General features: G+C 74.3%; 22 protein-coding genes. 12 read left to right on the forward strand and 10 right to left on the reverse strand.

Annotated elements, in window-relative coordinates; all coding sequences use genetic code 11:
• Positions 1-85 precede the first annotated feature (85 nt).
• The 5 genes from K7640_RS23240 to K7640_RS23260 all read left to right on the forward strand — a co-directional run bounded on the left by K7640_RS23240 (position 86) and on the right by K7640_RS23260 (position 4,281).
• Positions 86-733, forward strand: a complete 648-nt coding sequence (locus K7640_RS23240) for a 4a-hydroxytetrahydrobiopterin dehydratase (protein ID WP_222957019.1) — start codon at positions 86-88, stop codon at positions 731-733.
• A 168-nt stretch (positions 734-901) separates the two neighbouring features.
• Complete coding sequence (locus K7640_RS23245) at positions 902-1,399, forward strand: RNA polymerase sigma factor (protein ID WP_222957020.1); 498 nt, start codon at positions 902-904, stop codon at positions 1,397-1,399.
• Positions 1,392-2,285, forward strand: coding sequence for a hypothetical protein (locus K7640_RS23250; RefSeq protein ID WP_222957021.1), 894 nt, complete (start codon positions 1,392-1,394; stop codon positions 2,283-2,285). Before K7640_RS23245 ends, K7640_RS23250 begins: the two co-directional genes overlap by 8 nt.
• Positions 2,286-2,599: 314 nt before the next feature.
• Positions 2,600-3,976, forward strand: coding sequence for an FAD-dependent monooxygenase (locus tag K7640_RS23255; protein WP_222957022.1), 1,377 nt, complete (start codon positions 2,600-2,602; stop codon positions 3,974-3,976).
• Positions 3,977-4,011: 35 nt separating this feature from the next.
• Positions 4,012-4,281, forward strand: coding sequence for a hypothetical protein (locus K7640_RS23260; protein WP_255609814.1), 270 nt, complete (start codon positions 4,012-4,014; stop codon positions 4,279-4,281).
• Between the two features lie 77 nt (positions 4,282-4,358).
• On the opposite strand, the gene K7640_RS23265 is transcribed toward K7640_RS23260, so the two are convergent.
• From K7640_RS23265 to K7640_RS23280, 4 genes are all read right to left on the reverse strand, one after another.
• Positions 4,359-5,183 carry an SAM-dependent methyltransferase gene (locus K7640_RS23265; protein WP_222957023.1) on the reverse strand — a complete coding sequence of 275 codons (825 nt, stop codon included), beginning with the start codon at positions 5,181-5,183 and terminating at the stop codon, positions 4,359-4,361.
• A 95-nt stretch (positions 5,184-5,278) separates the two neighbouring features.
• On the reverse strand, positions 5,279-8,116 hold the full coding sequence (locus K7640_RS23270) for a M14 family zinc carboxypeptidase (RefSeq protein WP_222957024.1): 2,838 nt from the start codon (positions 8,114-8,116) through the stop codon (positions 5,279-5,281).
• 137 nt (positions 8,117-8,253) lie between these two features.
• Positions 8,254-8,898: a response regulator transcription factor gene (locus K7640_RS23275; protein WP_222957025.1), complete on the reverse strand. Its 645-nt coding sequence runs from the start codon at positions 8,896-8,898 to the stop codon at positions 8,254-8,256.
• Entirely contained in the window at positions 8,895-10,019 is a 1,125-nt protein-coding gene (locus K7640_RS23280; protein ID WP_222957026.1) for a sensor histidine kinase, read from the reverse strand. The genes K7640_RS23275 and K7640_RS23280 overlap by 4 nt, the downstream gene beginning before the upstream one ends.
• A gap of 390 nt (positions 10,020-10,409) precedes the next feature.
• Between K7640_RS23280 and K7640_RS23285 the strand changes: the two genes are divergently transcribed.
• From K7640_RS23285 to K7640_RS23295, 3 genes are all read left to right on the forward strand, one after another.
• Positions 10,410-11,786, forward strand: coding sequence for a glycine betaine/L-proline ABC transporter ATP-binding protein (locus K7640_RS23285; protein ID WP_308042642.1), 1,377 nt, complete (start codon positions 10,410-10,412; stop codon positions 11,784-11,786).
• A complete protein-coding gene (locus K7640_RS23290) occupies positions 11,783-12,676 on the forward strand; it encodes a proline/glycine betaine ABC transporter permease (RefSeq protein WP_222957028.1) in 894 nt (297 codons plus the stop codon). Before K7640_RS23285 ends, K7640_RS23290 begins: the two co-directional genes overlap by 4 nt.
• A gap of 175 nt (positions 12,677-12,851) precedes the next feature.
• Positions 12,852-13,745, forward strand: coding sequence for a glycine betaine ABC transporter substrate-binding protein (locus K7640_RS23295; RefSeq protein WP_222957029.1), 894 nt, complete (start codon positions 12,852-12,854; stop codon positions 13,743-13,745).
• Positions 13,746-13,820: 75 nt separating this feature from the next.
• Here K7640_RS23295 and K7640_RS23300 read toward each other — a convergent pair whose 3' ends face one another.
• Complete coding sequence (locus tag K7640_RS23300; protein WP_222957030.1) at positions 13,821-14,147, reverse strand: CU044_2847 family protein; 327 nt, start codon at positions 14,145-14,147, stop codon at positions 13,821-13,823.
• Between the two features lie 47 nt (positions 14,148-14,194).
• A complete protein-coding gene (locus K7640_RS23305) occupies positions 14,195-18,451 on the reverse strand; it encodes a trypsin-like peptidase domain-containing protein (protein WP_222957031.1) in 4,257 nt (1,418 codons plus the stop codon).
• Between the two features lie 233 nt (positions 18,452-18,684).
• On the opposite strand from K7640_RS23305, the gene K7640_RS23310 reads away from it, so the two are divergent.
• A complete protein-coding gene (locus tag K7640_RS23310) occupies positions 18,685-19,224 on the forward strand; it encodes a hypothetical protein (protein WP_222957032.1) in 540 nt (179 codons plus the stop codon).
• Between the two features lie 109 nt (positions 19,225-19,333).
• Here K7640_RS23310 and K7640_RS23315 read toward each other — a convergent pair whose 3' ends face one another.
• From K7640_RS23315 to K7640_RS23325, 3 genes are read right to left on the reverse strand one after another with little or no spacing between them, the layout of a single operon-like run.
• Positions 19,334-19,954, reverse strand: coding sequence for an L-threonylcarbamoyladenylate synthase (locus K7640_RS23315; protein ID WP_222957033.1), 621 nt, complete (start codon positions 19,952-19,954; stop codon positions 19,334-19,336).
• A gap of 59 nt (positions 19,955-20,013) precedes the next feature.
• The gene (locus tag K7640_RS23320) at positions 20,014-21,021 is read right to left on the reverse strand and encodes an anti-sigma factor RsbA family regulatory protein (RefSeq protein WP_222957034.1); all 1,008 of its coding nucleotides are present in this window, start codon (positions 21,019-21,021) and stop codon (positions 20,014-20,016) included.
• Entirely contained in the window at positions 21,021-21,851 is an 831-nt protein-coding gene (locus tag K7640_RS23325; protein ID WP_308042643.1) for an MEDS domain-containing protein, read from the reverse strand. Before K7640_RS23325 ends, K7640_RS23320 begins: the two co-directional genes overlap by 1 nt.
• A gap of 143 nt (positions 21,852-21,994) precedes the next feature.
• Here K7640_RS23325 and K7640_RS23330 point away from each other — a divergent pair, with 143 nt between their 5' ends.
• On the forward strand, positions 21,995-22,501 hold the full coding sequence (locus K7640_RS23330; protein WP_222957036.1) for a DUF664 domain-containing protein: 507 nt from the start codon (positions 21,995-21,997) through the stop codon (positions 22,499-22,501).
• Between the two features lie 42 nt (positions 22,502-22,543).
• Here K7640_RS23330 and K7640_RS23335 read toward each other — a convergent pair whose 3' ends face one another.
• On the reverse strand, positions 22,544-23,590 hold the full coding sequence (locus tag K7640_RS23335) for an NAD(P)-dependent alcohol dehydrogenase (protein WP_222957037.1): 1,047 nt from the start codon (positions 23,588-23,590) through the stop codon (positions 22,544-22,546).
• 187 nt (positions 23,591-23,777) lie between these two features.
• Between K7640_RS23335 and K7640_RS23340 the strand changes: the two genes are divergently transcribed.
• A complete protein-coding gene (locus K7640_RS23340; protein WP_222957038.1) occupies positions 23,778-24,152 on the forward strand; it encodes an SCP2 sterol-binding domain-containing protein in 375 nt (124 codons plus the stop codon).
• Positions 24,149-26,212 (forward strand): glycogen debranching N-terminal domain-containing protein, encoded by a 2,064-nt coding sequence (locus K7640_RS23345; protein WP_222957039.1) that lies wholly within the window; start codon positions 24,149-24,151, stop codon positions 26,210-26,212. The genes K7640_RS23340 and K7640_RS23345 overlap by 4 nt, the downstream gene beginning before the upstream one ends.
• The last annotated feature ends 5 nt before the right edge of the window (positions 26,213-26,217 follow it).

The raw sequence follows: 26,217 nt of genomic DNA on the forward strand, positions 1-26,217 counted from the left end.
CATCAACACCGGCACCGGCCGCTGCTGAGGCACCCGCGGGTGACCGGTCCTTCCCGCCGCTGCCGTGGTGAGCCAGCATGATCGGATGAGCACACTGACCGGAGCGCAGATCGCCGCCGAGAACCTGACCGGCTGGACCTACCTGCTCGGTGCCCTGCACACCCGCATCCGGACCTCGGACTTCGCCACCGGACTGGCCGTCGTCGACGCGATCGGCGCGGTGGCCGAGGAGGTGGACCACCACCCGGACCTGGACCTGCGGTACGTGCACGTGGACGTCCGGCTCACCAGCCACGACGTGCGCGGGGTCAGCCGGCGCGACGTCCGGATGGCCCGGCGGATCGCCGCGATCGCCGCCGACGCCGGCGTCGAGTTGGAGTGCGCGAGCGTGTCCCGGCTGGAACTGGCCCTGGACTCGCCGGCGTACCCGGCGGTGCTGCCGTTCTGGGGCGCGGTGCTGGGGCTGGCGCGGCCGGCCGAACCCGCCGACGAACTGCGCGACCCGGCCGGCGCGCTGCCCACCGTGTGGTTCCAGGAATCCGGCCACGAGGAGCCCCGGCAGCGGTGGCATCCTGACGTGTGGGTCGACCCGGCCCAGGTCCGGCCGCGCATCGACGCGGCGCTCGCCGCCGGCGGCACCCTGGTCAGCGACGCGGGGGCGCCGAGTTTCTGGGTGCTCGCCGACCCGGAGGGCAACCGGGTCTGCCTCTGCACCTGGCAGCGGCGCGACTGAGACCGGCCGCCGGCCGGCCGCAGCCGCCGCGAGGCGTCAGATAGTTGCCCCCGGCGCGGACCGGACCGGCGACGGTCCGGAAAATGCCGGGCGAGCAGGCAACCGCCGGCCGGGGTCCCGCGTGACTAGGGGTACGACGGGCCCGGGGGCGGAACGGAGTGGGCACACATGTCAGGTGAGGAAAGCTTCGACAGTTTCTATCGGGGCAGCCGGCAACGGCTGTACCAGTGCGTCTACGCCCTCACCGGAAACGCCGCCGAGGCGCAGGACGTGGTGCACGAGGCGTACGCGCGGGCGTGGCAGCGGTGGTCGACCGTCAGCGGGTACGCCGATCCGGAGGCGTGGGTGCGTACCGTCGCCCGCCGGGTGGCGGTGAGCCGCTGGCGGCGCGCCCGTTCGGCGTGGACCGCCCACCGCCGGCACGGGCCACCACCGGACGTGCCCGGTCCCAGCCCGGACTCGGTGGCGCTGGCCGGCGCGCTGGCCCAGCTGCCGATGCCGCAGCGCACCGCGCTGGTGCTGCACCACCTGGTCGGCCTGCCGGTGGCCGAGGTGGCGCGGGAGACCGGCGTGCCGGAGGGCACCGTCAAGGCCCGGCTGTCCCGGGGGCGCCGGGCCCTCGCCACCCTGCTCGAGGCAACACCCGCGGAGGCACACCATGTCTGACCGGTTGGACGCGATGTTCGAGTCGCTGCACGGCGAGCGGGCACCGGGCCCGTTCGCCCCGCCGGAGGCGGTCCGCCGGCGCGGCCGGCAGCGTACCCGGCACCAGGCGATGGCCGCCGGCCTGGCCGTGGTCGCGGTGACCGGCGCCGGCTTCGGCTGGGCCGGCCACCTGCGGCCGGTCGACCCCGCGCCGATCCCGGCCGCCAGCGGCACCACGGCGTCCACCCCGCCGGCCTCCGTCGGCCCGAGCCCGAGCGGCCCGGCCCGCGACGGCACCCCGTCCGCCGGCCCCCGCCCGACCGGGACCGGCCGGCCCGACGCCACCCCGGCGACGCTGAGCGACCTGCGGCTGCGCGCCGAGGATCTCGGCCCCGGCGCCTGGCGTCCCCGCCCGCCGACCGAGCCGTTCTCCGGTGACACCTGGCGGTGGGCCGACCTCTGCCCGTTGTACCGCAGCGCCGACTACCCGTCCCTGGCGCACCAGGCCGAGCTCGACGTCACCGGGTTCACCACCGGCAAGAGCTACCTCTACGAGCACCTGCACCGGTACGCCGACGGCTGGGGGCCGCGTGCCTTCGCCGACGTGCGCCGGGTGGTGGACCGGTGCACCACCACCGCCACGACGCCGCCGACCGCCCCGGGCTCGCCGGAGACTCGCACCCTGGTGGTGCGGGACCGCGACTTCGCCGGGGACGAGGCGGTGCTGGTCCGCGAGGAGCAGACGTACTACGAGGGTGAGGTGCTGGCCCGCGACCCGCTGGTGACGTTGACCGCGGCGGTCCGGGTCGGCGACCGGGTCGCCACCGTGATCTTCTCGCCGGACTGGGACGAGGCGTACGCCCGGGAGGTGACCCGCGCCGCGGCGCAGCGACTCGCGGCGGGGTGAGTGGTGGCGGGCCCGGCGGGGGCGGGTGCGCCGCCGGGTCAACGCCCGGCGCTGTCGGACCAGCGACAGTTGCGAACGGCTGACCGGACGTTGACGTGCGGCTGACCGCCCGGTGCCCGGACGCCGAAGAGTCCGGTCCCATCGGCCGACGGCACGATGACCGAACGGCGTCGCGGTTCGTTGAATGGTGCTGACAGCCGCCCCTGCCCGCGGGTCCGGGGCGCGGCCCGTTGCCGAGGTGGTCCGGCCAGCACGCCGGACCCCGAGGGCACCGCCGCGCCACCCGCGTCGGCCACCTCTTCCCTGGAGGCACCGTGAACCAGCGTCCCGCGCGGCTCTTCGCGCGCATCGGCGAGGCCCGGCCCGCCGCCGCACCCCGCGTCGTGCTCGGGCGGGCGGTCGTCCTGGGCGCGAGCGTGGCCGGGCTGCTGGCCGCCCGGGTGCTCGCCGACCACGCGCAGAGCGTGCTGATCCTGGACCGGGACGAGGTCGGTCCCGGCGCCGAGCCCCGCCCGGGCGTGCCGCAGGGCACCCAGATGCACGTCCTGCTGCCCGCCGGCCGGGAGCAGATCGAGCGGCTGTTCCCCGGTTTCTCCCGCCAGGCCCTCGCCGAGGGGGCGTCGCTGGCCTCCGCCGACGCGCGGCGCAGCTATCACGACGGGCGGCGCAAGGTCCGCGGCTCGGACGTCGACATGATCGCGGCCAGCCGGCCGTTCCTGGAGGATCTGGTCCGGCGGCGCACCCTGGAACTGCCGAACGTCACCGTCGCGCGGGGCCGGGCCACCGGCCTGGAGTGCGACGCCACCGCCGTCACCGGGGTCCGGTACGCCGACGACACCGGCCCGGCCGTCGCCCCCGCCGACTTCGTGGTGGACGCGACCGGCCGGTCCAGCCGGCTCGGCGACTGGCTGGAACAGGCCGGCTGGGAACGCCCGCCGCTGCGCCGGCTGGCCATCAACCTGAACTACGCCACGGCGCTGTTCCGGCGCACCGAGGCGAACCCGACGCCGAACGCGGTGCTGGCCGGGTGCAGCGCCGAGGCCGGCGGCGACGTGGCCGGGGCGGGCCTGTCCGCGATCGAGGGCGACCGGTGGATCGTGATGCTCGGCGGGTACGGCGACTGCCGGCCCGGCCGGGACGCGGACGACCTCATCCGGCGCTGCCGGGAGGACTTCCCGCCGGAGTTCGGCCGGGTGGTGCGCAACGAGCTGATCGGCGAGGTCCGCACCTACCGGCAGGCCGACAGCCGGCGCCGGGACTTCCACCGGCTGACCCGGGTGCCGGGTGGCCTGGTGGCGGTCGGCGACGCGGTCGCCTCGTTCAACCCGATCTACGGCCAGGGCATGTCGTCGGCGGCCCTGCACGCCGCCTGCCTGTCGGCGTACCTGCGCTCCGGGGCCGACCCGCGCGGCCCGGCGCGGGGGTTCTTCGCCCTGCAACAGGTGATCGTGGACGCCGCCTGGGGGATGTCCACCTCGGCCGACCTCGCCCGGCCCTCGGTGTCCGCGCCGCGGCCCCGCGGCTACCGGCTGTCCCGCTGGGCCAGCAACGAGATCGTCCGCGCCTCGATCAGCGACCCGGTGACCGCCCGGCGCTTCGACGCGGTGGTCGAGATGCGCCGGCATCCCAGCACGCTGGCCAGCCCCGCGGTGCTGGCCCGCGCGGTCCGGGTGAACCGGTCGCACCGCTGACGGCCGCCGTCGCACCCCGCCGGTACGGTCCGGACATGGTCACCGTCGCCGACGTGCGGGCCCTGACCCGGACGCTGCCCCGCACCAGCGAGCACCTGATCCGGGACCGGGTCAAGTTCCGGGTCGGCGCGATCGTCTACGTCGCGTTCTCCCGCGACGAGACCACCATGGGTTCGGCTACCCGAAGGAGGAACGAGCCGCGCTGGTCGCCACCGAGCCGGAGCTGTTCTTCCTGCCCGGCGCGTCGGACCTGCGCTTCCACTGGGTCTGCTGCCACCTCGACCGGCTCGACCACGACCGGATGACCGAGCTGGTCTGCGAGGCGTGGCGGATGGTGGTGCCGAAGTTCCTGGCCCGGCAGCGGCTGGGCGACTGACCGCCGTCAGGGCTTGCGGGCCAGCCCCGCCCAGTAATAGGCGGCCTGCGGGTCGGCGGGCGGCTCCCCGTCCGGGCGCCAGGCCAGCACCGGCGTCAGCCCCGGCTCCACCAGCTCCCAGCCGGCGAAGAACCGCTGCACCTCGTCCCGGGTCCGCGCCACCAGCGTCATCCCGGCCTGCCGGGCCGCGGCGACCGCCGTGCCCACCGCCTCCGGGTTGAAGTCCTGGGTGGGGTGGGTGATCGCCAGGTAGCTGCCCGACGGCAGCGCCTCGGTCAGCTCCCGCAGCGTGGCGGCCGGGTCCTCCTCGTCGGCGATCAGCATGAGGATCGCGATCAGGGTGAGGGCCACCGGGCGGGTCAGGTCCAGCGTCTCGGCGAGCCCGGGGTGGTCGAGGATGCTGCGCGGCCGGCGCAGGTCGGCGTCCACGTACGCGCTGCGCCCCTCGGGCGTGCTCACCATCAGCGCCCGGGAGTGCGCCAGCACCACCGGGTCGTTGTCGACATACACCACCCGGGTCTCCGGGGCGATCGACTGGGCCACCTCGTGCAGGTTGGGGCGGGTGGGGATGCCGGCGCCGATGTCCAGGAACTGCCGGACGCCCTGCTCGACGACCAGGTGTCGGGCCACCCGGTGCACGAACCGCCGGTTCTCCTTGGCCATCGCCGGCAGCGTCGGGATCGCCTCGGTCATCGCCGCGCCCATGGCCCGGTCGACGGCGAAGTTGTCCTTGCCGCCGAGCCAGTAGTCGTAGACCCGCGCCGAGTGCGGCACGGTGGCGTCCACCGCGGGTGCCTCCGCCTGCGCGTGCTGCTGCCCGTTCTCGGTCACCGTGCGCCCCCTCCGTCGTGGCTCCACAGTAGAGGACGGAAGGCGCCGGCGGTGTCGGGGGAGCGACCCGGATCGGGCCGCTCCCCCGACGGGGATCAGCCGACCAGGGACCGCAGCGGGATCCCTGCGTCGTGCAGCGCCCGGACCAGGTCACCCAGGTACGGGTGCTCGTCGGCCTGGAGGCCGTCCGGGTTGGGGATCACCAGGTACGCCGAGCCGCCCAGCACCGAGGTGCGCGCCTCGTCGGTGAAGCCGGCGACCAGGTCGCGGGTGCGGGCCAGGTCGGCGGCCGCCACCTCGACGGTGATCGGGCGCCACTCGCCACCCAGGTTCTCCGGTGCCGGGGCGGCCGCGGCGGCGACCCGCGCCGGGTCGATCAGCGCCGGGTCGGCCTGCGCGGTGGCGGCCCGGGCCGTGGCGGCCCGCGCCACCGGCGCACCGGCCGTCGGGGCGAGCAGCGCGTTGGCCACCAGGTGCTGGCCGCTCTCGTTGTACGCCCGGAACAGCGGGTTGAACGCGAACAGCACCGCCCGACCGGCCCCGGTCGGCTCGTCCACCAGCGCGGTCGTGCCCTTGAGCAGGTCCGCCCGGGTGGTGTAGCCGTTGGCCCAGAAGGTGCCGCCGGTCGGGTAGCTCAGCACGTTGGTGCCGGTGGTGCTCGCCCGCAGGATCGGGTCGCCGTTGTTGAACTCGAAGTCCTCCGCCGGGCGGCCCAGCGCGACCGGGCTGGCGTGGTCCACGTCGACCCGCAGGTGCGAGCCGATCATGCGGTAGTCGGCCGGCTTGGTCACCTCGGTGGTGGAGGTGAGACCCGCCGCCCGGGCCAGCCGGGTGCCCTCGTTGCGCAGCCCGACGTAGGTGTGGCCGGCGGCGATCCAGGCCCGCAGGTTCGCCTGTCCCTGCGCGGTGAGCCCGCCGTTGCTGCTGCTGCCGTCCGGCACGACCAGCACCGTACGGTCGGTGAACGCGGGGGTGTTGTTGTTGATGTCCGCAGTGGTCACCGGCTTCAGGTCCAGCCCCCAGCGCTTGCCGAGCACGTACCGGGTCTCGCCGTGCGAGCCGGAGGTGAGCGAGATGCCCGTGCCGCCGAACAGCCCGACGTCGGGCCGGGTGAGCGGGCTGCCCTCGGCCGGCGCCGCGTTCGGCTCCAGCGTGATGCCGGCGGACTGGGCCAGCCGGTCCAGCTCCGGAGTCAGGCTCTTCGCCGCGAGCCCGACCACGCCGCTGTCCAGGTCGCGCACCAGCGGCACGCCCCGGTTGAGCAGCTGGAAGGTCAGCTCGGCGGCGGCGGCCGAGTCGAGCGGGTAACGGTACGAGCCCTTCGCGCCCGCCGCGTACGGCTTGCCGCCGTCCATCTTGCGCACCAGCCGGGCCAGCGGGCGGACGTCGTCAGCGGTCCAGAGCGCGTTGACCCCCATCAGCAGCGGGTTGCTCCAGGACGACACGTCGTAGAAGTAGGGGAACGGGGTGTACGGGTCCTCGCCCATGATCGCCTGGATCCAGTGCTTCTGCGGCTGGTCCATCGGGATCCAGTAGGTGCCCTCCGGCACGGTCGTGCCGGTGGCGCTGCGCCCGCCGAAGATCCGCGCGGTGGGCAGCGTGGTCGGCTTGCTGACCTCGTACACCTCGACGTCCATCCGGCGCAGCCGGTCGACCAGCCGGCGGACGTCGCCGAGCTGCCGGTCCGGCAGCAGGAAGTAGGACCGGACCTGCACGTCGGGCACCGGGAACTGGACCGTGTTGGTGGGCTGCACCACCTCGTTCGGCTCCAGCACGCCGGTCTTGCCCTGGGCGAGCGCGTCCGTCCAGATCTTGAAGTAGCCGGTCAGCACCTCGCGCTTGTTGGCCGCGGCCCAGCCGAGCGTGGACCACTGGGTGTGGAACTGCTGCTGCACCCGGTCGGCCACCGCCGAGGAACTGCCCTTCTCGAACGTCATGCCGGCCGCGCCGAAGCCGGCGGCCGGCACGGTGTCGCCGTAACCCATGAAGAACAGGTCGTAGGTGGAGTAGTTGAAGTAGCACTCGGTGGTCACCGCGCCGCCGCAGGCGCCGTTGTAGCCGAAGCCAGCCTTGTTGGCCTCGCCGATCCGGTTGATCCAGTCCACCGGCTCGTTGGCGATCTCGTGGTGGATCGGGTCGGCGTTCGGCGGGAAGAAGTACTGCCGGCCGCCCATCTCGTGGGCGTCGATGAACACCTGCGGCGGGTACTGCCGCATCAGCTCGATCTTGCCGTCGGTCTCCTGCTGGGTGCGGGCGAACCAGTCCCGGTTCATGTCGAAGCCGTACTCGTTCTGCCGACGGTTGGCGTCGCGGCCGTCCGGGTTCTGGGTCGGCACGATGACGGTGACCAGATTGTCGTTGCGCTCGGCCACCTCGCAGGACAGGCCGGCGGCCAGCTCGTACAGGGTCTTCAGGGCGGCGTCCGCGCCGCTCTTCTCCCCGCCGTGGACGTTGCCGGCCACCCAGACGATGGCCGGGCCGTCCTCGGCGATCTTCTCGGCCTTCTTCGCGGTGATCCGGCGCGGGTCGCGCAGGTCGCGGATGTCCTCGGCGATCTTGCGCAGGGTGGCGGGCTGCACGTTGCCCTCGGCGGAGACCACCGCGTACGGCAGCTCCTGGCCGAGCACGCTGGTGGTCATCACCCCGCTCACCACCCGGTCGGAGGCGGCGTCGACGGCGCGCAGGTAGGTGCGGATCTCGTCGTTGGTGACCAGGCGTTCCTGGCCGAGGCCGAGCGGGAAGCCGAGCCCGGACTCCGGGCTGGGCACGGTGGACAGTCGGGCGGTCGGGTCGGTCACGCAACCGGCGGTCTCCGGTGCGGCCCCGGCGGGCGTGCCGCCGAGCAGGGCCACGGAGCCGGTGATCAGGAGGAGGGTTGTGGCGCCCGCGAGGCGCCGTCGGTTGGCGCGCAGCGGGTTTCGGATCGGGGGCATGTGTCGACTCGTTCCTCGCCGGGTGAGAGGCGGGTCCGGGGGATGAGGGTGCCCGGAGCGTATGAGCTGCGGTTTCACATGGTCAAGATAGAAACCGGTCAGCAAAAGTTGCGGGATGGCGGCACCCGGCGACCGGTTCAGGCCCGGTTCTCCCACCCCCACGCCGCGATCTCCACCCGGTTGCGCGCTCCCAGCTTCGTCCCGATCGCGGACAGGTGGCTCTTCACCGTGCTCAACGAGATGAACAGTTCCGCCGCGATCTCCTGGTTGGTGCGGCCCCGGGCCACCGCCGCCACCACCTCCAGCTCCCGCTCCGACAGCGGCCGGGCCGGTGGCCGGCGGGCGGCCGCGCCGGCCGGGGTCAGCCGCCGCAGCAGCCGTACGGTCACCGAGGGGGAGACCAGGGCGTCGCCCGCGTACGCCGCCCGGACCGCCTCCACCAGCAGGGCCGGGCCGGCGTCCTTGAGGATGAACCCGACCGCGCCGGTGCGCAGCGCGCCGTAGACGTACTCGTCGAGGTCGAAGGTGGTCACCACGACCACCCGCATCGGGTCGGCGGCGCCCGGCCCGGCCAGGGCGCGGGTCACCGCCAGCCCGTCCAGCCGGGGCATCCGGATGTCCACCAGGCAGACGTCCGGGCGCAGCCGGCGGGCGTCGGCGATCGCGGCCACCCCGTCGGCCGCCTCGGCCACCACCGCGATGTCCGGCTGGTCCTCCAGGATCAGGCGCAGCCCACTTCGTACCATCGCCTGGTCGTCGGCGATCAGCACCCGGATGGTCACCGCGCCGCCCGGCCCGGCAGGGGCAGGGTGGCCACCACCGACCAGCCGCCGGCCGGCCGCGGGCCGGCGCGCAGGCTGCCGCCGAGCGCCTCGACCCGCTCGCGCATGCCGATCAGGCCGTAACCGGCGCCCGACGGCGCGGCGCTCGGCGCGCCGTCGTCGGCGACCTCGACGGTGATCGCCCCGGCCTCCTCGGTGACCAGCACCGACACCGATCCGGCCCGCGGGGCGTGCCGGGCCACGTTGGTCAGCGACTCGCGGACCACCCGGTAGACGGTGCCGCTCACCTCGGGCGGCCACGTCGTGGTGTCGGCGGGCTGCCGCAGCCGCACCGACCGGCCGGCGGCGGTGAACCGGCGGACCAGCTCCGCCAGCCGTTCCGGGCCGGCGGTCTCCGGTGCGTCCTCCGGGTCGCGGAGGATGCCCACCACCCGGCGCATCGCGGCCAGCGCGTCCGAGCCGGCCGTCTCGATCTCAGCCAGTGACGAGGGCAGCCGCTCCGGATGGCGGCGGGCCAGCACCGGCGCGGCCTGCGCCTGGAGCACGATGCCGGTGAGGTGGTGGGCCGCCACGTCGTGCAGTTCCCGGGCCAGTTCCCGCCGCTCGGCCCGGCGCGCGCCCGCCACCAGCTCCCGGCGGTGCTGGTCGACCAGCCGCCAGCCCAGCCCGCCGGCGAGCCCGACCAGCCAGCCGGCGCCGGCCAGCACGGGGACCGGGCCGAACCCGTCGACGAGCGCGCTGCCGGCCACCACGGCCCCGCCGAGCGCCGCCACCGTCACCGCCGGCCGCGCCGGCAGCGCCCGGACCGCCGAGGCCACCAGCACGGACAGGCCCAGCGTGGTGGCCGGCCCGGGCTCGTGTGGCAGGCCGGCGACCGCCGCCACGCCGACCGCCACCCCGGCGACGCCGAGGCCGGCCACCGCCGCGACCAGCCGGTGCGCCCGGCGGGCCAGGGCGAGCCCGCAGACGAGTACGCCGACGGCCGCGCCGAAGATCCACCAACCGCCGCCCCAGCTGTCCCTGATCGCGCCCGCCGTGACCACGACCGCCGCGCCGCCGAGCACGCCGAGCCCCACCTCGACCCCCCGCGCGGCCCGGCCGACCCGCCACCAAGTTCCCATGCACCTCAGGCTAGGAACCCGCACCGCCCGGGGTGAACCGGTCAAAAGTACGGCCGGCCCGTCCGGCGGCATCCTGCGCTGTCCGGAGCGGGCGCGCGGCCCGAGGTGCGGCATCCTGCGCTGTCCGGACCGGGCGCGCGGCCCGAGGGGCGGCGTGCCGGGTTGTGCGGCGAGCGGGGCGGGCCGGCTGGCCCGATTTTTGTGGGATGGTCCACAGCCCCCCGCTGAGCGGCGGCTGTGAAGTGGATTCGCCTTCGACTCGTCGGTATGGTCCCGGCCGGCCCGGAGTGCCGCCCCGAGGGGGTGGCGTGGCCCCGACCACGACCGACGAGTTCAACGACGAACGCCGATGGTGTGTACCTGCCGGCGGTGTTCGCCGGAAAGGCGATCGTGTCCGCTATCGCAGTGAAGTCGCTCTACAAGATCTTCGGCAGCCGCCCGGCCGAAGCGGTGCGACGGCTCAAGGGTGGAGCACCGCGCGCGGAGGCGCTGGCGGGGCTCCCCGCGACGACGGCTGCGGTGATCGACGCGAGCCTGGAGGTCCGCCCGGGCGAGATCTTCGTCGTCATGGGCCTGTCCGGCTCCGGCAAGTCCACCCTGATCCGGATGCTCAACGGCCTGCTCCGCCCGACCAGCGGCAGTGTCGAGGTGGACGGTGTCGACCTCGGCACGCTGAAGCCGGCCGCCCTGCGCCGGCTGCGCCGCGAGAAGATCAGCATGGTCTTCCAGCACTTCGCGCTGCTGCCGCACCGGACCGTGCTGGAGAACGCCGGCTACGCCCTGGAGATCGCCGGCCTGCCCCGGGCCGAGCGCCGGGAGCGGGCCATGGAGGCGATCCGGATGGTCGGCCTGGACGGCTGGGAGGACAAGCTCCCGCAGGACCTCTCCGGTGGCATGCGGCAGCGGGTGGGGCTGGCCCGCGCGCTGGCCGCCGGCACCGACATCCTGCTGATGGACGAGGCGTTCTCCGCGCTGGACCCGCTGATCCGCCGCGAGATCCAGGACCAGTTGCTGGAGCTTCAGGCCGAGCTGGGCAAGACGATCGTCTTCATCACCCACGACCTCAACGAGGCGATGCGCCTCGGCGACCGGATCGCGGTCATGCGGGACGGCCGCATCGTCCAGATCGGCACCGCCGAGGAGATCCTCACCGACCCGGCGAACGACTACGTCGAACGGTTCGTCGCCGACGTGGACCGCACCCGCATCCTCACCGCCTCGTCGGTGATGGAGAAGCCGCACAGCGTCGTGGACGTCAACGCCGGACCGCGGGTCGCCGCCCGGGCGCTGCGCGAGACGCAGACCTCCGTGGTGTACGTGACCGGCGGCCAGCAGCGTTTCCTCGGCACCGTCACCGAGGACGAGGTGAGCCGGGCGCTGCGCGCCGGCCGGCAGAGCCTCGACGGCCACGTCCGCACCGACCACGTCCGCACCGTGCGGCACGACACCGCGGTCGCCGACCTCTTCGGCGAGTGCGCCGAGAGCGTCCACCCGGTCGCCGTGCTGGACGACCGGGACCGGCTGGCCGGCGTGATCCCCCGGATCACCCTGCTCAGCGCGCTGGGCAGCCTCACCGGCGAGACCGACCGCCCCGACGACGACGCCCCACCGTCCCTGGTGGACGAGGCCGGCCCGGACCTGCCGGCCGCGCCGTCCGCGATGGACCTCGGCGTGGCCGGGGCCCCGATGGCCGACCTGGCCCGGGTGACCACGGAGGTACGCGGCGAGCCGGTGGCACCGACCCGCGAGAAGGAGGAAACGGCATGAGTACGACCGCCGCACCGCTGGACGGCGTACTGCCCCGGCTGCCGCTGGGCGAGTGGACCGAGCGCGCCGTGGAATGGGCCACCAGCACGCTGGGCCCGGCGTTCGACGGCATCGCCACCGTGGTCGACACCCTGGTCGAACCGCTGAACAACCTGCTCACCGGCGCCCCGGCCGTGGTGGTGGTGCTGGTCTTCGCCGCGCTCGGTCTGTGGCTGCGCGGCTGGAAGTTCGCCCTCGGCGCCGCCGTCGGGCTCGGCCTGGTCGCCGGCATGCCGTACTGGGCGGAGACGATGAGCACGCTGGCCCAGGTGCTGGTGGCCAGCGCGTTGTCGCTGCTGCTCGCGGTGCCGCTGGGCGTGTTCGTCGCGGAGAACCGCCGCGCCTCCCAGCTCGCCCGGCCGGTGCTGGACCTGATGCAGACCCTGCCGGCGTTCGTCTATCTGATCCCGGCGATCTTCTTCTTCGGCATCGGCACCGTGCCCGGCGTACTGGCCACCGTGGTGTTCAGCATGCCGCCCGGCGTCCGCCTGACCGAGCTGGGCCTGCGCCAGGTGGACCGGGAACTCGTCCAGGCCGGCGAGGCGTTCGGCGCCTCCCCGTGGAAGATCCTGCTCCGCACCAAGCTGCCGCTGGCCCTGCCGACCATCATGACCGGGGTCAACCAGGTAATCATGCTGGCGCTGTCCATGGTGGTCATCGCCGGCATGGTCGGCGCCGGCGGCCTCGGCGACGTGATCATGTTCGCGCTGGCCCAGGTCGAGGTGGGCAGCGGCTTCGAGGGCGGTATCGCCGTCGTGGTCCTCGCCGTGGTGCTCGACCGGCTCACCGACTCGATCGGTGGCCGGTTCCCGGCCGCCCGGGCGCAGCGCGCCATGCAGCAGCAGTCCTGACCGTTTCACCACCCCGAAACCGCGGCCGTCCGGCCGGCGGCGCGGTGCTCCGCGTCCCGATCGACCGGGCGGCCGGCCACGGGCGGCGGCCCGATCCGGCGTACCCCGGTGGTTGTCCACGTGGCGACCGCCCGGCGTGCCGGGGCCGACCCGCCCACCGTAAGGAAGGAAAACGATGTTCGGATCATTGAAGCGCGGGCTCGCGCTCGCCCTGACCGCCACCCTGGCCCTGGCCGGCGCGGCCGCCTGCGGCGAGTCCGACGGCGCCGGCGGCTCCGGCTCCGGCGACAAGAAGATCACCATCGGCTACATGGCCTGGGACGAGGCGATCGCCGCCTCGCACCTGTGGCAGGAGATCCTGGAGCAGAAGGGCTACCAGGTCCAGCTCAAGAACCTGGAGGCCGGACTGGTCTACGGCGGCCTGGCCAACGGCGACATCGACCTGTTCCTGGACGGCTGGCTGCCCCAGACCCACGCGTCCTACCTGGAGAAGTACGGCGACAAGCTGGAGAAGCTCGGCGTCTGGTACGACAACGCCAGCCTCAGCATCGCGGTGCCGAAGTACGTCGAGGGCGTCGACTCGCTGGCGGACCTGAAGGCCAACGCCGACACGTTCGGCGGCGAGATGATCGGCATCGAGCCGGGCGCCGGCCTGACCAAGGCCACCCAGGAGAAGGTCCTGCCGGAGTACGGCCTGACCGGCGCGATGAAGCTGAAGACCTCCTCGACGCCGGCGATGCTCGCCGCGCTGGACGGCGCCATCGCCGACCAGAAGCCGATCGTGGTCACCCTGTGGCACCCGCACTGGGCCTACGCCAAGTACGAGCTGAAGGACCTGACCGACGACAAGGGCACCCTCGGCACCGCCGAGGAGATCCACTCGCTGGGCCGCCAGGGCTTCGGCGCGGACTTCGCCGAGGTCGCCGCGATGCTGAAGAAGTTCAAGCTGAGCGACCAGCAGCTCGCCGACCTCGAGGACCTGATGTTCAACACGCACAAGGGCGACGAGGCAAAGGCCGTGGACGAGTGGCTGAAGGCCAACCCGGACTTCGAGAAGTCGCTGGCCTAGACCCGTACGGGGACGGCGGGCGACGAGGCGTTCCTCGTCGCCCGCCGTTCGCGTTCCCGGTCCGTACCGTCGAGGTCAGCCGCGCTCGCCGGTGGACCACTCGACGGTCACCGCGAAGTTGGCCTCGGCGGCGGTGCGCGCCACCACGACGCCGGCCTCCGCGGTCAGCTTGATGCCGAATTCGACAGTCACCTTGTCCGGGGTCTTCGCCATGCCGCGGACGCTGTCGAGAACCGCGTCGGCCGCCGGGCGGACCCGGGCGAGTGCCTGTTGCAGGGTCTCGTTGGCGTCGCGGACGACGTCGCCGGCCCGGCCGACCCGCTCGATGCCCGTCCGCTCGCTGGAAACCTCGATCAGGACGGTCCCGGCGCCCTCCACCGGCACCGCCACGACGTCCGCCATCCGCCACTCCCGTCGCTCGGCACGGCACTACCGGGGAAGCGTACGACTCAACCGCACGGATCCTCGGTCGTGCCGCTGTGCCGGCCGAGGACCTCCTTCTCGGCGCCCGTGTAGGGGCGGTCGTTGAGGGCGCACAGCCGCCGCAGCCACGCCGTGGGCTCGAGCGGCAACGACCCGGACCGACCGTCGTCGGCGAATTCCAGCCGGTCGCCGAGCAATGTGATCCGCGGTGAGAAGTCCCGGAGCGTGAGCGCCGCGAGCAGCTTCCCGCTGACGTCGTCCCAGAGCTGCAGCGTCGGAAATCTGAACTGGGTGAGCGTGACCAGCTTGCCGTCGGGCGTGAAGCCGAGCAGCCCGGTGATCAGGCCGGTCGGCAGGGCCCGCCCGGTGGGCCGTTCTCCGCCGAGGTTCCAGAGGGTGACCTGCCCGTTGTTGGCGGCGACGGCCAGTCGGTCGCCGGATTGGTCGAAGCGGGCGCTGTTCTGCGGGCCCGCGGCGCGGGTGTCCAGGGTGGCCACGGCCTCGCGCCGATCGAGGCTCCAGATCTCGACCTGGCCGCTGGGCTCGATCACGACCACCTCGCCGGGGTGCCCGGGCCGGACCGGCGGGGCCAGCACGGCACGCAGGGCCGATCGGCGCTGCCCGGCCAGCTCCGTCCGCAGCGGCAGCGCGCTGCCGACCTGTCGCCCGGTCGCCAGCTCCCACCGGGTCAACTGGCCGGCGTGCAGGACGACCGCCCGGCCGTCGCCGTCGGGGAGCACCGAGCTGGCCCACGAGTTCAGATCGGCCCCCCGCAACGGTTGGCCGAGCTCGGCCTGCACGGGCAGCCGCACCCGGCGTTGCACGGTGAGCGTCGGCACGGCGTAGACGATCAACTCGTCACCCCGGGTCAGCAGCAACCGGGTCCCGTCGGGGGAGAAGTCGTACCAGGTGCCGGTGGGCACGCCGCTGCCGGCTGGCAACGGCGGAAGCGTCGCGGTGGCCACCGTCCGTCGGTCGACCACGTCCCACAGCGCGACCCGGGCGTAGTCACGGTCCGTCCACAGCTCGAGCCGTCCATCCGGGGTGGTGGTCAGAGCCGAGCGGTAGGGCACGTTGAACGGGCCCCGGCCGGGCGGGTCGACCAGACGTTGCGGGGCGGTCGCGCGCAGCCGATAGGCCTGGTCGCGGTCGGCCAGCAGCACGGTGGGGTGGCCGTCGGCGCCGCGGAACACCGCGACCGCGCTGACCCCCGACTGCTCGACGAGGTCGACAGGTGGGGCGACGAACCGGTAGCTGCGTCGGGTCCGCAGATCGACGACCGACAACTCGGCGTTGGACTCCCCCTCGTTGAGGTCGAGGAACACCGCGTACTCCGCGCCGACGTCCAGCCGCGGGGCGGAACAGGTGTCCACGGCCAGGTTGAACCGCTCGCCGCCGCCGGCCGGCTCGACGACCCGGAGCCGGCTGCTGCGGCAGTGGGTCAGGGCCGCACCGTTCAGCGCGGCGGCGAAGTAGTTGTCGGCGGCGGCGACGGAGCGGATCAACCGACCGGTGGCGAGGTCGTGCAGCCTCGCCGGGGCGAACGCCTCGGTCAGTAGGACCGTGTCACCGGTGGGGCCGAACGACACCGACGCCGGGCTGTCCGAGCGCCGCACCGGATCCACCGCCCGGAGCCGCCGGCCGCTGGCGACGTCCCACACGCCCAGGGCCGAGCGCCTGTCGTTCCAGGCGCGGGACCAGACCAGCAGGCGGCCGCCGTCCGGAGAGAAAGCGATAAGCGGGGGGCCGATGTCGTTGGCCAGGTCCTCGACCGGCCTCGTCTCGACCAGTTCCACCGGCCCGCTGCGCCGCTCGATGTCCCACAGCACCACCCCACCCAAGGCGTTGGCGTAGCCGAGATAGCGGCCCGAGGGGCTGATCGCGAACTCTCCGCCCGGATACGAGCGGCCGCCTCTCGGCAGTCGCCACCGCTGTGGATCATCCCCGGTCAGGCCGGTCCACACCGCGGGCAGCCCGCCGCTGACGAATACCACGACCGCCCCGTCCCGGCTGGTCAGGACCTCCTCGATGTCGCCGTCCCAGATGTCCCGGTAGATCCGGTCGACCGACTGCAGGGCCGTGTACCACGAGAAGAGCGCGCCCGACGCCTCCGCCGTCCGGTCGTGGCGCCACGCGGCCTGCGCCAGCTGCAACGAGGTGCCCGGGTCGCTGCGGCGCAACCGGTTGGACTCGTCGGCCAGGGCCCGGGACGCGGCGGTGCGCAGCCGCGCGTCGGCCCGCTCGGTCTGCCGGGCCGCCAGCACCGCCAGACCGCCCGCCGCCAGCGCGAGCACGGAGATCACCGCCACCACCGACCAGAGGATCCGAACCCGACGTTGGGCGAGCGCCCGGCTCGCCCGGATGTAGCCGCGCTCCGCCGCGCTGATGTCCTCCGGGTGCTCCCGCGTCCACCGCACGGCCGTGGCCAGCGGCGCGCCCCGCAGCAGGCCGCCGCCGTCCCGGCCGTCCGCCTCCCACCGCGCCAGGTCCGCCCGGAGGCTCTCCTGCCAGCCGCGGAAGTCCCGTTCCTCGGTGAGCCATCCGCGCAGCCTCGGCCACTGGTGGATCAGTGCCTGGTGCGCCAGGTCGGCGACCTCGGCGCCGTCGGGCGCCCGGCTCACCACCACCAGCCGGCTGGCCGTCAGCCGGGCCAACCCGAGCCGTAGCGGATCGTCCAGGTCGACGAGGCGTATCGGTCGGCGGGCGAAGTCGCCGTCCGGCGCGGGTCGGGCCAACTGCGTCAGCAGCCGGCGTGCCGCCGGTTGTTCCACCTCGGTGAGACCGTGCTCGTAGACCTCCTCGGCGTAACCGGCCAGCGCACCGGACACGCCGCCCAGTTCGTCGTATGCCTGGTGGGTGAGCAGCCCGGCACGACGGCGCTGCCACAGTCGCGCGAGGGTGAACTCCACCAGGGGCAGCGACCCGGGCTCGGTGCCGGTGTCGTCGAGGATCCGGCTCACCAGGCCGGGTTCGAAGTCCACGTCGGCGGCGGTGACGGCGTCGCGCAACTGGGCTCGGCTCATCGGCGGCACGAAGATCATGCCGTCCCGGGCCGCCTGCGCGGTCTCCTCGGTGATCAGCGCGTCCAGCGCGCCGGACCGCATGGTCAGCACAGCGCGCAGCCCGGGCGCTCCACCGGGCCGGCTGGGCGCGGCCGACACCAGCTGGTGCAGCAGATTCCACAGCTGGGGAGCCGCCGCCGGCGGCACCTCCTCGAACTGGTCGCCGAAGATCAACAGCCCGCCGTCGCCGGCCTTCTCGACCAGCCGGCCGGCGAGCCAGGGCACCGCCGTCGCCGGGGTGGCGTCGAGGCGCTCGGCCAGGGCGGCGGCCTCGTCGTGCCGACCCACCTCGGTCAGAGCCGGATCCAGCACCCCGACGACCGCGTCGGCCAACAACGCCGCGGGGCGCACCCCGGGCAACGGACGGAAGGTGGTCAGCAGGGTGCCGCGGTCCCGCAGTCGCGGCGTCAGCCCCGCGAAGACCAGCGAGGACTTGCCGCTTCCCGACGGCCCGGCCAGGGTCACCAGCGGCTGCCGGTCCACCAGCGCGGCCAGCTGGTCGATCAGCGCGTCCCGGCCCCGGAAGTGCGCCGCGTGCTCCTCCAGGAACGGCTCCAGTCCCCGGTACGGGCACGACTCGGCCGCGTCCGGCGCGGCGATCTCGGGATGCGCCTCGACCAGCGTCCGGACCGGGATCAGGTACGCGGTCGTGTTGCCCCGCTCAGCCGCGACGATCATGCCGACGACGGCGCCATCCGGGCTCCACACCGGGGAGCCGCTGAAGCCGGGGCCGATCCCACGCTGCTGCGGCGAGGACTCCACCTGCAACCAACCGGCGCCCTGCCGGGCCCGCAGCTCCGCCTCGACCCAGACGCCGTACTCCTCCGGCAGGTCGGCGGGGAAGCCGAAGACCCGGACCTGGTCACCCCAGGCCGACTCGGTGAGCGTCAGGCGGGCCCGGCGGGCGTCCACCGGTGCGGACCGGTCCAGCCGGAGCAGGGCCGTGTCGCCGCTGCCGTCGATCCGGGCCGGTTGCCAGCCGACCACCGTCGCCCGGTGTTCCCCGGCCGGCGGACCCGCACCGAGCAGGGGAAACTCCACGATGACGAAACCGTCCGGCGGATCGGTGTCGTAGCGACCGCTGCCCAACGCCGCGGTGACCACGTGCGCGCAGGTCAGCACCAGATCGGCAGCGACGAGGAAGGCGGTCCCCACCACCTGGCCGGAACGCCCGCGCACCCGGCCCAAGGCGGCCGCCGCCGACGAGATCCCGTCCGCCATGTCACTTCCCGTCGCCGTTCGTGAGCCCGCCGTGACCGGACGAGGGTCGATGTTATCGAAGCACCCGCAGGCCGTGCTGCCCCGGCGGCGGCCCGTCCCTACGCCTGCTCCCGCCGGCCCGGCGTCCGCTGCCCGTGGGCTCGTCCGGGCCCCCGCTGCCTGCCGGCTCGTCCGTACGCCTGCTCCCGACCGGCGTGGCCCCGCCCGGCGTGGACGACCGGTACCCTGCCGGCGTGACGGACAGCGGCGACGGGGAACGGCTGGCGGCCTCGCTGGCCGACTGGCTCGACCGGCTCGCCTTCGCCGACCTGACCACCGACCAGGTGACCGCCCGGCTGGTCGACGCGGTGGCCGGCTGGGCGGGGGAGCGGGGCTGGCGGGTCTACCGGCGCGCACCCAGCGTGCTGCCGTTGCCGCCGCCGATGTCGGGGCAGCATTCGGTGCTCGACGTGGCCTGCGCCCGACCCGACGGCCCGCCGGTGGTGGTCGAGATCGACCACGGCACCCGGCGGCGCACCTGGGAGAAGCTCCTCGCCGAGGCCGGCGCGGGCCGGGTCCCGCTCTGGCTGCGCTGGGGCACCGGCCGGTTCACCGCGCCGCCCCCGCCCATCCGGATGGTGACCTGCGTGGTCAGCCGGCGCACCGGGCCCGACGGCCCGCTGCACAGCCGCTCACCGGCGACCGACCGGCCGCCGCCGGCGCACTCCGCCGGGGACCTGGGCCCGGCCGACGCCGTGGAGCTGCCGCTACCGCCACCCGAGCCCGGGCGTTGACGTCACTCCCGTCCCCGAGCCCGGGCGTTAACAAGGGGCCCGTCCCCGAGCCCGGGCGTTAATAAGGGGCCCCTCCTCTACCGAATGCGTTAACAGGGGGCCCTTCCTTTCACTCGAAGCGGGTGGGGTCGCCGGCGCCGACCCGCAGCACCTCCGGTACGCCGTCGGAGAAGTCCACCACCGTGGTCGGCACGGTGCCGCACTCGCCGGAGTCGAGCACCGCGTCGAGCACGTGGTCCAGCCGTTCCTTGATCTCCCAGCCCTGGGTGAGCGGCTCCTCCTCGTCCGGCAGCAGCAGGGTGCTGGACAGCAGCGGCTCACCCAGCTCGGCGAGCAGCGCCTGGGTCACCGTGTGGTCGGGGATCCGCACCCCGACGGTCTTCTTCCTCGGGTGCAGCAGTCGGCGCGGCACCTCCTTCGTCGCCGGCAGGATGAACGTGTAGCTGCCCGGCGTGGCCGCCTTGATCGCGCGGAACGAGGCGTTGTTGACCTGCACGAACTGCCCGAGCTGCGCGAAGTCGGCACAGACCAGGGTGAAGTGGTGGCCGGAGCCCAGGTGGCGGATCTCCCGGATCCGGTCCAGGCCGTCCCGGTTGCCCAGCCGGCAGCCGAGCGCGAAGCACGAGTCCGTCGGGTAGGCGACCAGGCCGTCCGCCCGGATCAGGTCCACCACCTGCCTGATCGCGCGCGGCTGCGGGTTGTCCGGGTGCACGTCGTAGTACTTGGCCACGCTGCGGAGCTTAGGAGGCGGCGGGCGGCGGCGCACCACGGCCCGCACCGGGCGCGCCGTCAGCCGGTGGCGGGACTGGCGGTCAGCTCGGCGCGCGGCGCCGCGTCGGTGCGGAAGTGCGGATCACCGGCGGTCAGCCGGATGGTGAACCCGTCGACGTCGCGGTAGTGGGCCACGTGGCTACAGGACTGGTGGGTGATCCACAGCCCCAGCCCGCCCGGGCCGCCGTCCCGGGCCGGCAGCAGCCCGGCGAACGGGTCGGTGGGGCCGGCGCCCCGGTCGGTGACGCTGACCACGACGCGGTCGTCGCAGGCCCAGACCCGCAGGCACACCACCGGGCGGCCGTAGCGCACCGCGTTGGTGACCGTCTCGCTGACGGCGACCACCAGATCCTCCACCTGCTCGAGCGGGAGTCGGCCGCCGGCCGCCGCGTACACCGCCCGGCGCGCCTCGGCGGCGGTGGGATCGGCCAACTCGACCGCGGGCGGGGTCAGTTGCAGCGGGTCGGGGACGGGCAGGCGGTTCTCCGCCAGGTAGACCTCCGGCTCGACGTAGTGCTCGCTCGGCACGTGCCGGCCGTCGGCGGTGGCGTACCGGGGATGGGTACGGGCCACCTCCGTCAGCACCTCCGGCGGGGCGGTCCGGGTGTCGTACGCGCACATGCTCCAGAGCGGGAACTCGTCGTAGGCGTGGTTTATCGCCGACTCGTACCGGGCCCACCAGTCCCACGTCACACCCAGCATGGCCGGGCTCAGCTCGCCGATTATCCGGATCTGCCCGACCCCCCGCGCCACGTGCGTGGCGAGCAGGGCGCGGTAGGCGCGGATCGCCGCGGCGGGGCGGGCGTAGAGGTCGCCGCCGCTGAGGAACTCCACCGCCGTGGCGGCCGGTAGGGCCGACCGGACCAGCGCGGCGTGCTCGGCCCCGAACGCCACGATGGTCGGCTCGCCCGCGGCGACGCCGTCGCGCAGGAACGGCACCGTGATCGCCAGCAGTTCCTCGTCCGAGCCGTAGCAGACGGCCTCGTGGAAATAGCCCTGGTGGTCGCTGGCCGCTCCGGTCCTCATCAGGCGGCCTCCACCCGGACGCCGGCCAGCGCCAGCAGCTCGACCAGCCGGGACGCGGTGGGCAGCGACGTGCGCAGGACGGCGACCGCCCCCCGCGCGGTCGCGTACCGGGCCAGGTGGGTCAGGCTGCGGTGGTCGATGTAGCGCAGCCGCGGGCCGCACAGCCGCAGCTCGCCGTCCACCGGGCGCAGCTCCGCCCGCTCCAGCGCCGCCGCGAACAGCTCGTGGTTGGACGGGTCCAGCTCGCCGGCCAGCTCCGCGCAGTCGTCACCCGGACCGCAGGCAGACAGCCGGAAGAGCAGGCCGGGGGCGTTGGTGTACGGGTGCAGGCAGGCCAGTTCGGCCACCGCCGGGTCGCCCAGCCGGAGCCGGTCGTACGCGCACATCGCGGAGAACGGCCGGGCCCGCATGAACCGGTCGACGCGGTGCTCGTAGCGGGCGAACCGGTCCCGCTGGGCGGGGGTGGCGGCAAGGCCGGTCGCGTCGGCGACGACCCGCAGCCCGGTGTGCCCGGCGGCCAGCGCCGCGTCGGTCGCGGTGGCGTAGGCCCGCACCTGGCCCACCGGGTCGACCAGCCCGTCCGGCGGGTACGCCGACCAGGGCGGCACGATCCGCAGGTCGCCCCGGCGCAGCGCCCCGTCGAGGTCGGGCAGGCCGGCCAGCCGTTCCCGGGCCACCTCGGCCGGGTCCGGCCCCACATACCAGCCCTGCTCGCCAGCGGCGAGGCCGGCGGAGAGGTAACGGCGGGCCGCGTCGTCGAAGGCCGCCGAGTCGTCGTACGACCAACAGACGTGACCGTGCGGCACGGCCGGCCGCTCCTCGGTGATCACGTCCCGCACCTCATGCCGGCAGTCTAGGCCCGGATCACAGTCCGGTCGACGGCGGCACGGCACGTCAGAGCGTCGGACAGGTTTGCCGGCGTCGCCCGGCGGTACTGCCTCCGGAGACATCCACGACGAGGAGGCGGAATCCGGTGAATGTGAACGAGCTGCTGACCGAGACCTACGGCCGGCTGCCCGAGCTGGTCCGGTCGGCGGTGGACGGCCTCTCCGCGGAGCAGTTGCGCCAGGCCCCCGCGCCGGGGGCCAACCCGGTCGGCTGGCTGGTCTGGCACCTGACCCGGGTCCAGGACCACCACGTGGCGGACCTGCTCGGCGAGGAACAGGTCTGGGTCTCCGGGGACTGGGCGCCCCGGTTCGGGCTCAAGGCGGACCCGGACGACACCGGCTACGGGCACGGGCCGGCGGAGATCGCGGCGGTCCGGCCGGAGGGGTCCACCGCCCTGATCGGCTACTTCACCGCGGTCGCCGACCGTACCCAGCGGTTCCTGGCCGGGCTGACCGCCGCCGACCTGGACCGGGTGGTGGACGAGGCGTGGGACCCGCCGGTGACCCTCGGGGTCCGGCTGGTCAGCGTGGCCGAGGACGACCTGCAGCACGCCGGTCAGGCCGCCTACGTCCGCGGGCTGATCCAGGACTGACGACCCGCCGGGCCGGTCGACGGCGACCGGCCCGGCGGCGGGTCACGGCACGATGACCGCGCGTCCCTCCAGCGTCCCGTCCCGCAACTGGTGGTACGCGGACACCGCCTCGTCCAGCCCGAAGGTGGTGATCTTCGGCCGGACGAGGCCCCGGGCGCCCAGGTCGAGCACCTCGATCAGCTCCGGCCGGCTGCCCCAGTACACGGTCTGGATGCTCACCTCGTACGGCACCCCGAAGAACGACACCGGCAGCGTGCCGCCGCCGAGTCCCACGATGGTCAGGTCACCCATCGTCCGGGCCACCGACACGCCCAGCTTCAGCGTGGCGTCCGCGCCCACGAAGTCCAGCACCACGTCGGCGCCCCGGCCGCCGGTGGCCGCCCTGATCCGGTCCGCCGCGTCCTCGTCGGGGCGCAGGGTCAGGTCGGCGCCGTACTCCCGGGCCAGGGTCAACGCGTCGTCGCGGGTGTCCACCGCGATGACCCGGGCGGCGGTGGTCGCCTTGAGGATCTGCACCCCCACGTGCCCGAGGCCGCCGACCCCGATGACCAGGGCGGTGTTGCCCGGCGCCAGCTTCGGCCAGGACCGGCGGATCGCATGGTACGGGGTGAGGCCCGCGTCGGTCAGCGGCGCGGCGTGCACCGGGTCCAGCCCCTCGGGCAGCGGCACCAGGTGGCGCGCGTCGGGCACCAGCAGGTATTCGGCCATCCCACCGTCCAGGCCCAGCCCACCGCCGCCGCCGGGCACCGGCGCCCCGGCCGGGTTCTCGCAGTAGGTGTCCATCCCGACCCGGCAACGGGCGCAGCTCCCGCACCCCCAGGGCCCGTAGACGGCCACCGGCTGGCCCACCTCCGGCCCGGTCACGCCCGGCCCGAGGGCGTGCACCCAGCCGGCGTTCTCGTGGCCCAGCGTGAACGGCGGGTTCCAGGGCACCGCGCCGGCCTCGAAGTCGTGCATCAGGTGCAGGTCCGAGTGGCAGGCCCCGGCACCGCCGACCTTCACGACCACCTGGCCCGGACCGGGCTCCGGCTGGGGCACGTCGACCAGTTCCGGCTCGGTTTTCCAGTTCGGCAAGCGCAGCGCGCGCATCGGGTGACCCTCCCGTCCTCGTGGGGTGCTGCGGGTGCTGCCTGCCCGGTCCCGGCTGCGCCAAACGGCCGGGTGAGCCCCGCCCGCCGCCCCGGCGAGGTTCACCCGGAGCGGGTGATCCGGGCTCACCCGCCGGCACGGGAGGCTCGCCCGGCGGAGGGGCAACCGTCGAGGGGGAGGACGGACGATGGCGTCTGCGGCGGAACACCTGGCCAGCCGGGTCGCTGGTCGACATCCGGAGCTGCCGGAGACCACGGCGGGCACGCTGCGGCTGGACATCCGGGTGAACGGTCACACCGATCACTGGTATCTCACCATCCACGACCAGAAGGTCGACGTGAGCCGCTCGTCGGCGGAGGCGGACCTCGTCGTGGCGGCCGACCGGGCGGTGTTCGACGGACTCGCCGCCGGCCGCGCCCACATCGGCTCGGCCCTGTTGCGCAACGACGTGTACGCGCGGGGCGACCTGCGACTGCTGATGTTGTTGCGCCGGCTGTTCCCCGGCCCGCCGGACGCCCGCCATCCCCGCACCTCGGGGCTGACCGGGGAGGCGGCCGGGTGAAGCAGGAACTGGTGCACGTCCTGGCCGGCAACTCCTTCGCGGTCAGCGACGCGGAGGGGGACATGCGCCCCGACCCGCAGGTGCCGGTCGGGTTGTTCTCCTTCGACACCCGGTTCCTGTCGCACTGGGTGCTGACCGTCGACGGGAGCCCCCTCAACTCGCTGTCCCGCGACGACCTGGAGTACTTCGAGACCCGGTTCGTCCTGGTGCCCGGCACCGCCAGCCACTACGTGGACGCCAACGTGTCGGTGATCCGGCACCGCTCGATCGACGACAGCTTCAACGAGCGGATCACCGTGCTGAACCACTCGGCGCGGCCGGCCGAGTACACCGTCCGGATGGAGGTCGGCAACGACTTCGCCGACACCGGCGAGATCGCCGGGCCGCGCCCCCGGCCGGTCACCGTCACCCGCAATCCCCGCCAGCTCCGCCTGCGCTACCAGCGGGAGCGCTTCTCCCGGGAGACGGTGGTCACCGCCACCGAGCCGGCCGAGGTGGACGACGCCGGCCTGACCTTCCGGATCAAGGTGCCCCCGAACGGCTCGTGGACCACCGACCTGCACGTGCAGATGGTGCTGCGCGGCGAGGGCAGCCGGGACATCCGGGCCCACCTGGAAGCGCACCAGCAGCAGGTCCGCGCCGACATGCGGGAGCAGTTGCGCCAGTGGCGGGACCGGGCGCCGCAGCTGAGCGCGGCCCGGGGGGCGGTGGCGGAGACCTACCAGTCCTGCCTGACCGACCTGGCCGCGCTGCGCTACACGCCGCTGGCGTACGCGCAGGCCGTGCCGGTGGGCGGCCTGCCCTGGGCGATGACCCTCTACGGCCGGGACGCGATCGTCACCTGCCTGGAGACGCTGCCGTTCACCCCGGAACTCACCCCCGCCACGCTGCGCGCGCTGGCGCTGGCCCAGGGCGGGCAGCTCGACGACGCCCACGACGAGGAACCCGGCAAGATCATCTCGGAGACCCGGTACGGCGAGTCCGCCGCCTTCGGCGACCAGCCCACCTCGCTCTACTACGGCGCCGCCGACACCACCCCGCTCTTCGTGGTGCTGCTCGACGAGTACGAGCTGTGGTCCGGCGACGGTGACCTGGTGCGGCAACTGCGGCACCCGGCCCGGATGGCGCTGGACTGGCTCGACACGTACGGCGACCTGTGCGGCGACGGCTACCTGCGGTACCAGCGCCGCAACACCGCCAAGGGCGTGATCAACCAGTGCTGGAAGAACTCGCCCGACGCGATCCGCGACCGGCACGGCCACGCCCCGGCGTTCCCCCGGGCCACCTGCGAACTGCAGGGCTACGCCTACGACGCGAAGCTGCGCGGCGCCCGGCTGGCCCGCGAGTTCTGGGGCGACCCGGCGTACGCCGACCGGCTCGAACGCGAGGCCGCCGCGCTGAAGGAGCGGTTCAACCGGGACTTCTGGCTGCCCGAGCGGGGCTACTACGCGCTCGCGCTGGAGCCGGACGGCACCCCGGTCGACGCCCTCGCCTCCAACATCGGGCACCTGCTGTGGAGCGGGATCGTCGACGAGGACCGGGCGGTGTCGGTGGCCGGGCACCTGATGGACGACCGGATGTTCTCCGGCTGGGGGGTGCGCACGTACGCCGACGGGCAGCTGCCGTACAACCCGGTCGCCGCGCACCTGGGGGCGGTGTGGCCGGCGGACAACGCGTTGATCGCGGCGGGCCTGCGCCGGTACGGCTTAGACCTGGAGTCCGCCCGGATCGTCGACGCGATGTTCGCCCTGGCCGAGCGGCTTCCCGGCCCGGTGCCGGAGGTGGTGGCCGGCTATTCCCGGCAGGTCACGAAGTACCCTGTCCAGCTGCCGTCGGCCGGCCGCCCGCAGTCCTGGTCCTCCGGCGCGCTGCTGATGCTGCTCGGCACCGGCCTCGGGCTGCGCCCCTGCGGGGAGAACCTGCTGGTCGACCCGGCCCTGCCGGACGGGTTCGGCCAGGTCGACGTGCTGGACATCCCCGGCCGCTGGGGATACTCCGACGCGCACGCCCGGGACCGGGGCCCGCGCGCCCGGGGGCAGCGGCGGCGGCTGCGCCGCTGAACCGG

The organism is Micromonospora sp. PLK6-60 (genome assembly GCF_019890675.1).
Classification (GTDB): domain Bacteria; phylum Actinomycetota; class Actinomycetes; order Mycobacteriales; family Micromonosporaceae; genus Micromonospora.

Excerpts from the sequence above, each read along its gene's own strand:
- K7640_RS23270 (WP_222957024.1), bottom strand. The coding sequence starts at position 8,116 with ATGCCCCCGATCCGAAACCCGCTGCGCGCCAACCGACGGCGCCTCGCG.
- K7640_RS23240 (WP_222957019.1), top strand. The coding sequence starts at position 86 with ATGAGCACACTGACCGGAGCGCAGATCGCCGCCGAGAACCTGACCGGC.
- K7640_RS23340 (WP_222957038.1), top strand. The coding sequence starts at position 23,778 with ATGGCGTCTGCGGCGGAACACCTGGCCAGCCGGGTCGCTGGTCGACAT.
- K7640_RS23305 (WP_222957031.1), bottom strand. The coding sequence starts at position 18,451 with ATGGCGGACGGGATCTCGTCGGCGGCGGCCGCCTTGGGCCGGGTGCGC.
- K7640_RS23245 (WP_222957020.1), top strand. The coding sequence starts at position 902 with ATGTCAGGTGAGGAAAGCTTCGACAGTTTCTATCGGGGCAGCCGGCAA.
- K7640_RS23280 (WP_222957026.1), bottom strand. The coding sequence starts at position 10,019 with ATGGGAACTTGGTGGCGGGTCGGCCGGGCCGCGCGGGGGGTCGAGGTG.
- K7640_RS23320 (WP_222957034.1), bottom strand. The coding sequence starts at position 21,021 with ATGAGGACCGGAGCGGCCAGCGACCACCAGGGCTATTTCCACGAGGCC.
- K7640_RS23290 (WP_222957028.1), top strand. The coding sequence starts at position 11,783 with ATGAGTACGACCGCCGCACCGCTGGACGGCGTACTGCCCCGGCTGCCG.
- K7640_RS23335 (WP_222957037.1), bottom strand. The coding sequence starts at position 23,590 with ATGCGCGCGCTGCGCTTGCCGAACTGGAAAACCGAGCCGGAACTGGTC.
- K7640_RS23250 (WP_222957021.1), top strand. The coding sequence starts at position 1,392 with ATGTCTGACCGGTTGGACGCGATGTTCGAGTCGCTGCACGGCGAGCGG.
- K7640_RS23295 (WP_222957029.1), top strand. The coding sequence starts at position 12,852 with ATGTTCGGATCATTGAAGCGCGGGCTCGCGCTCGCCCTGACCGCCACC.
- K7640_RS23260 (WP_255609814.1), top strand. The coding sequence starts at position 4,012 with ATGGTCACCGTCGCCGACGTGCGGGCCCTGACCCGGACGCTGCCCCGC.
- K7640_RS23300 (WP_222957030.1), bottom strand. The coding sequence starts at position 14,147 with ATGGCGGACGTCGTGGCGGTGCCGGTGGAGGGCGCCGGGACCGTCCTG.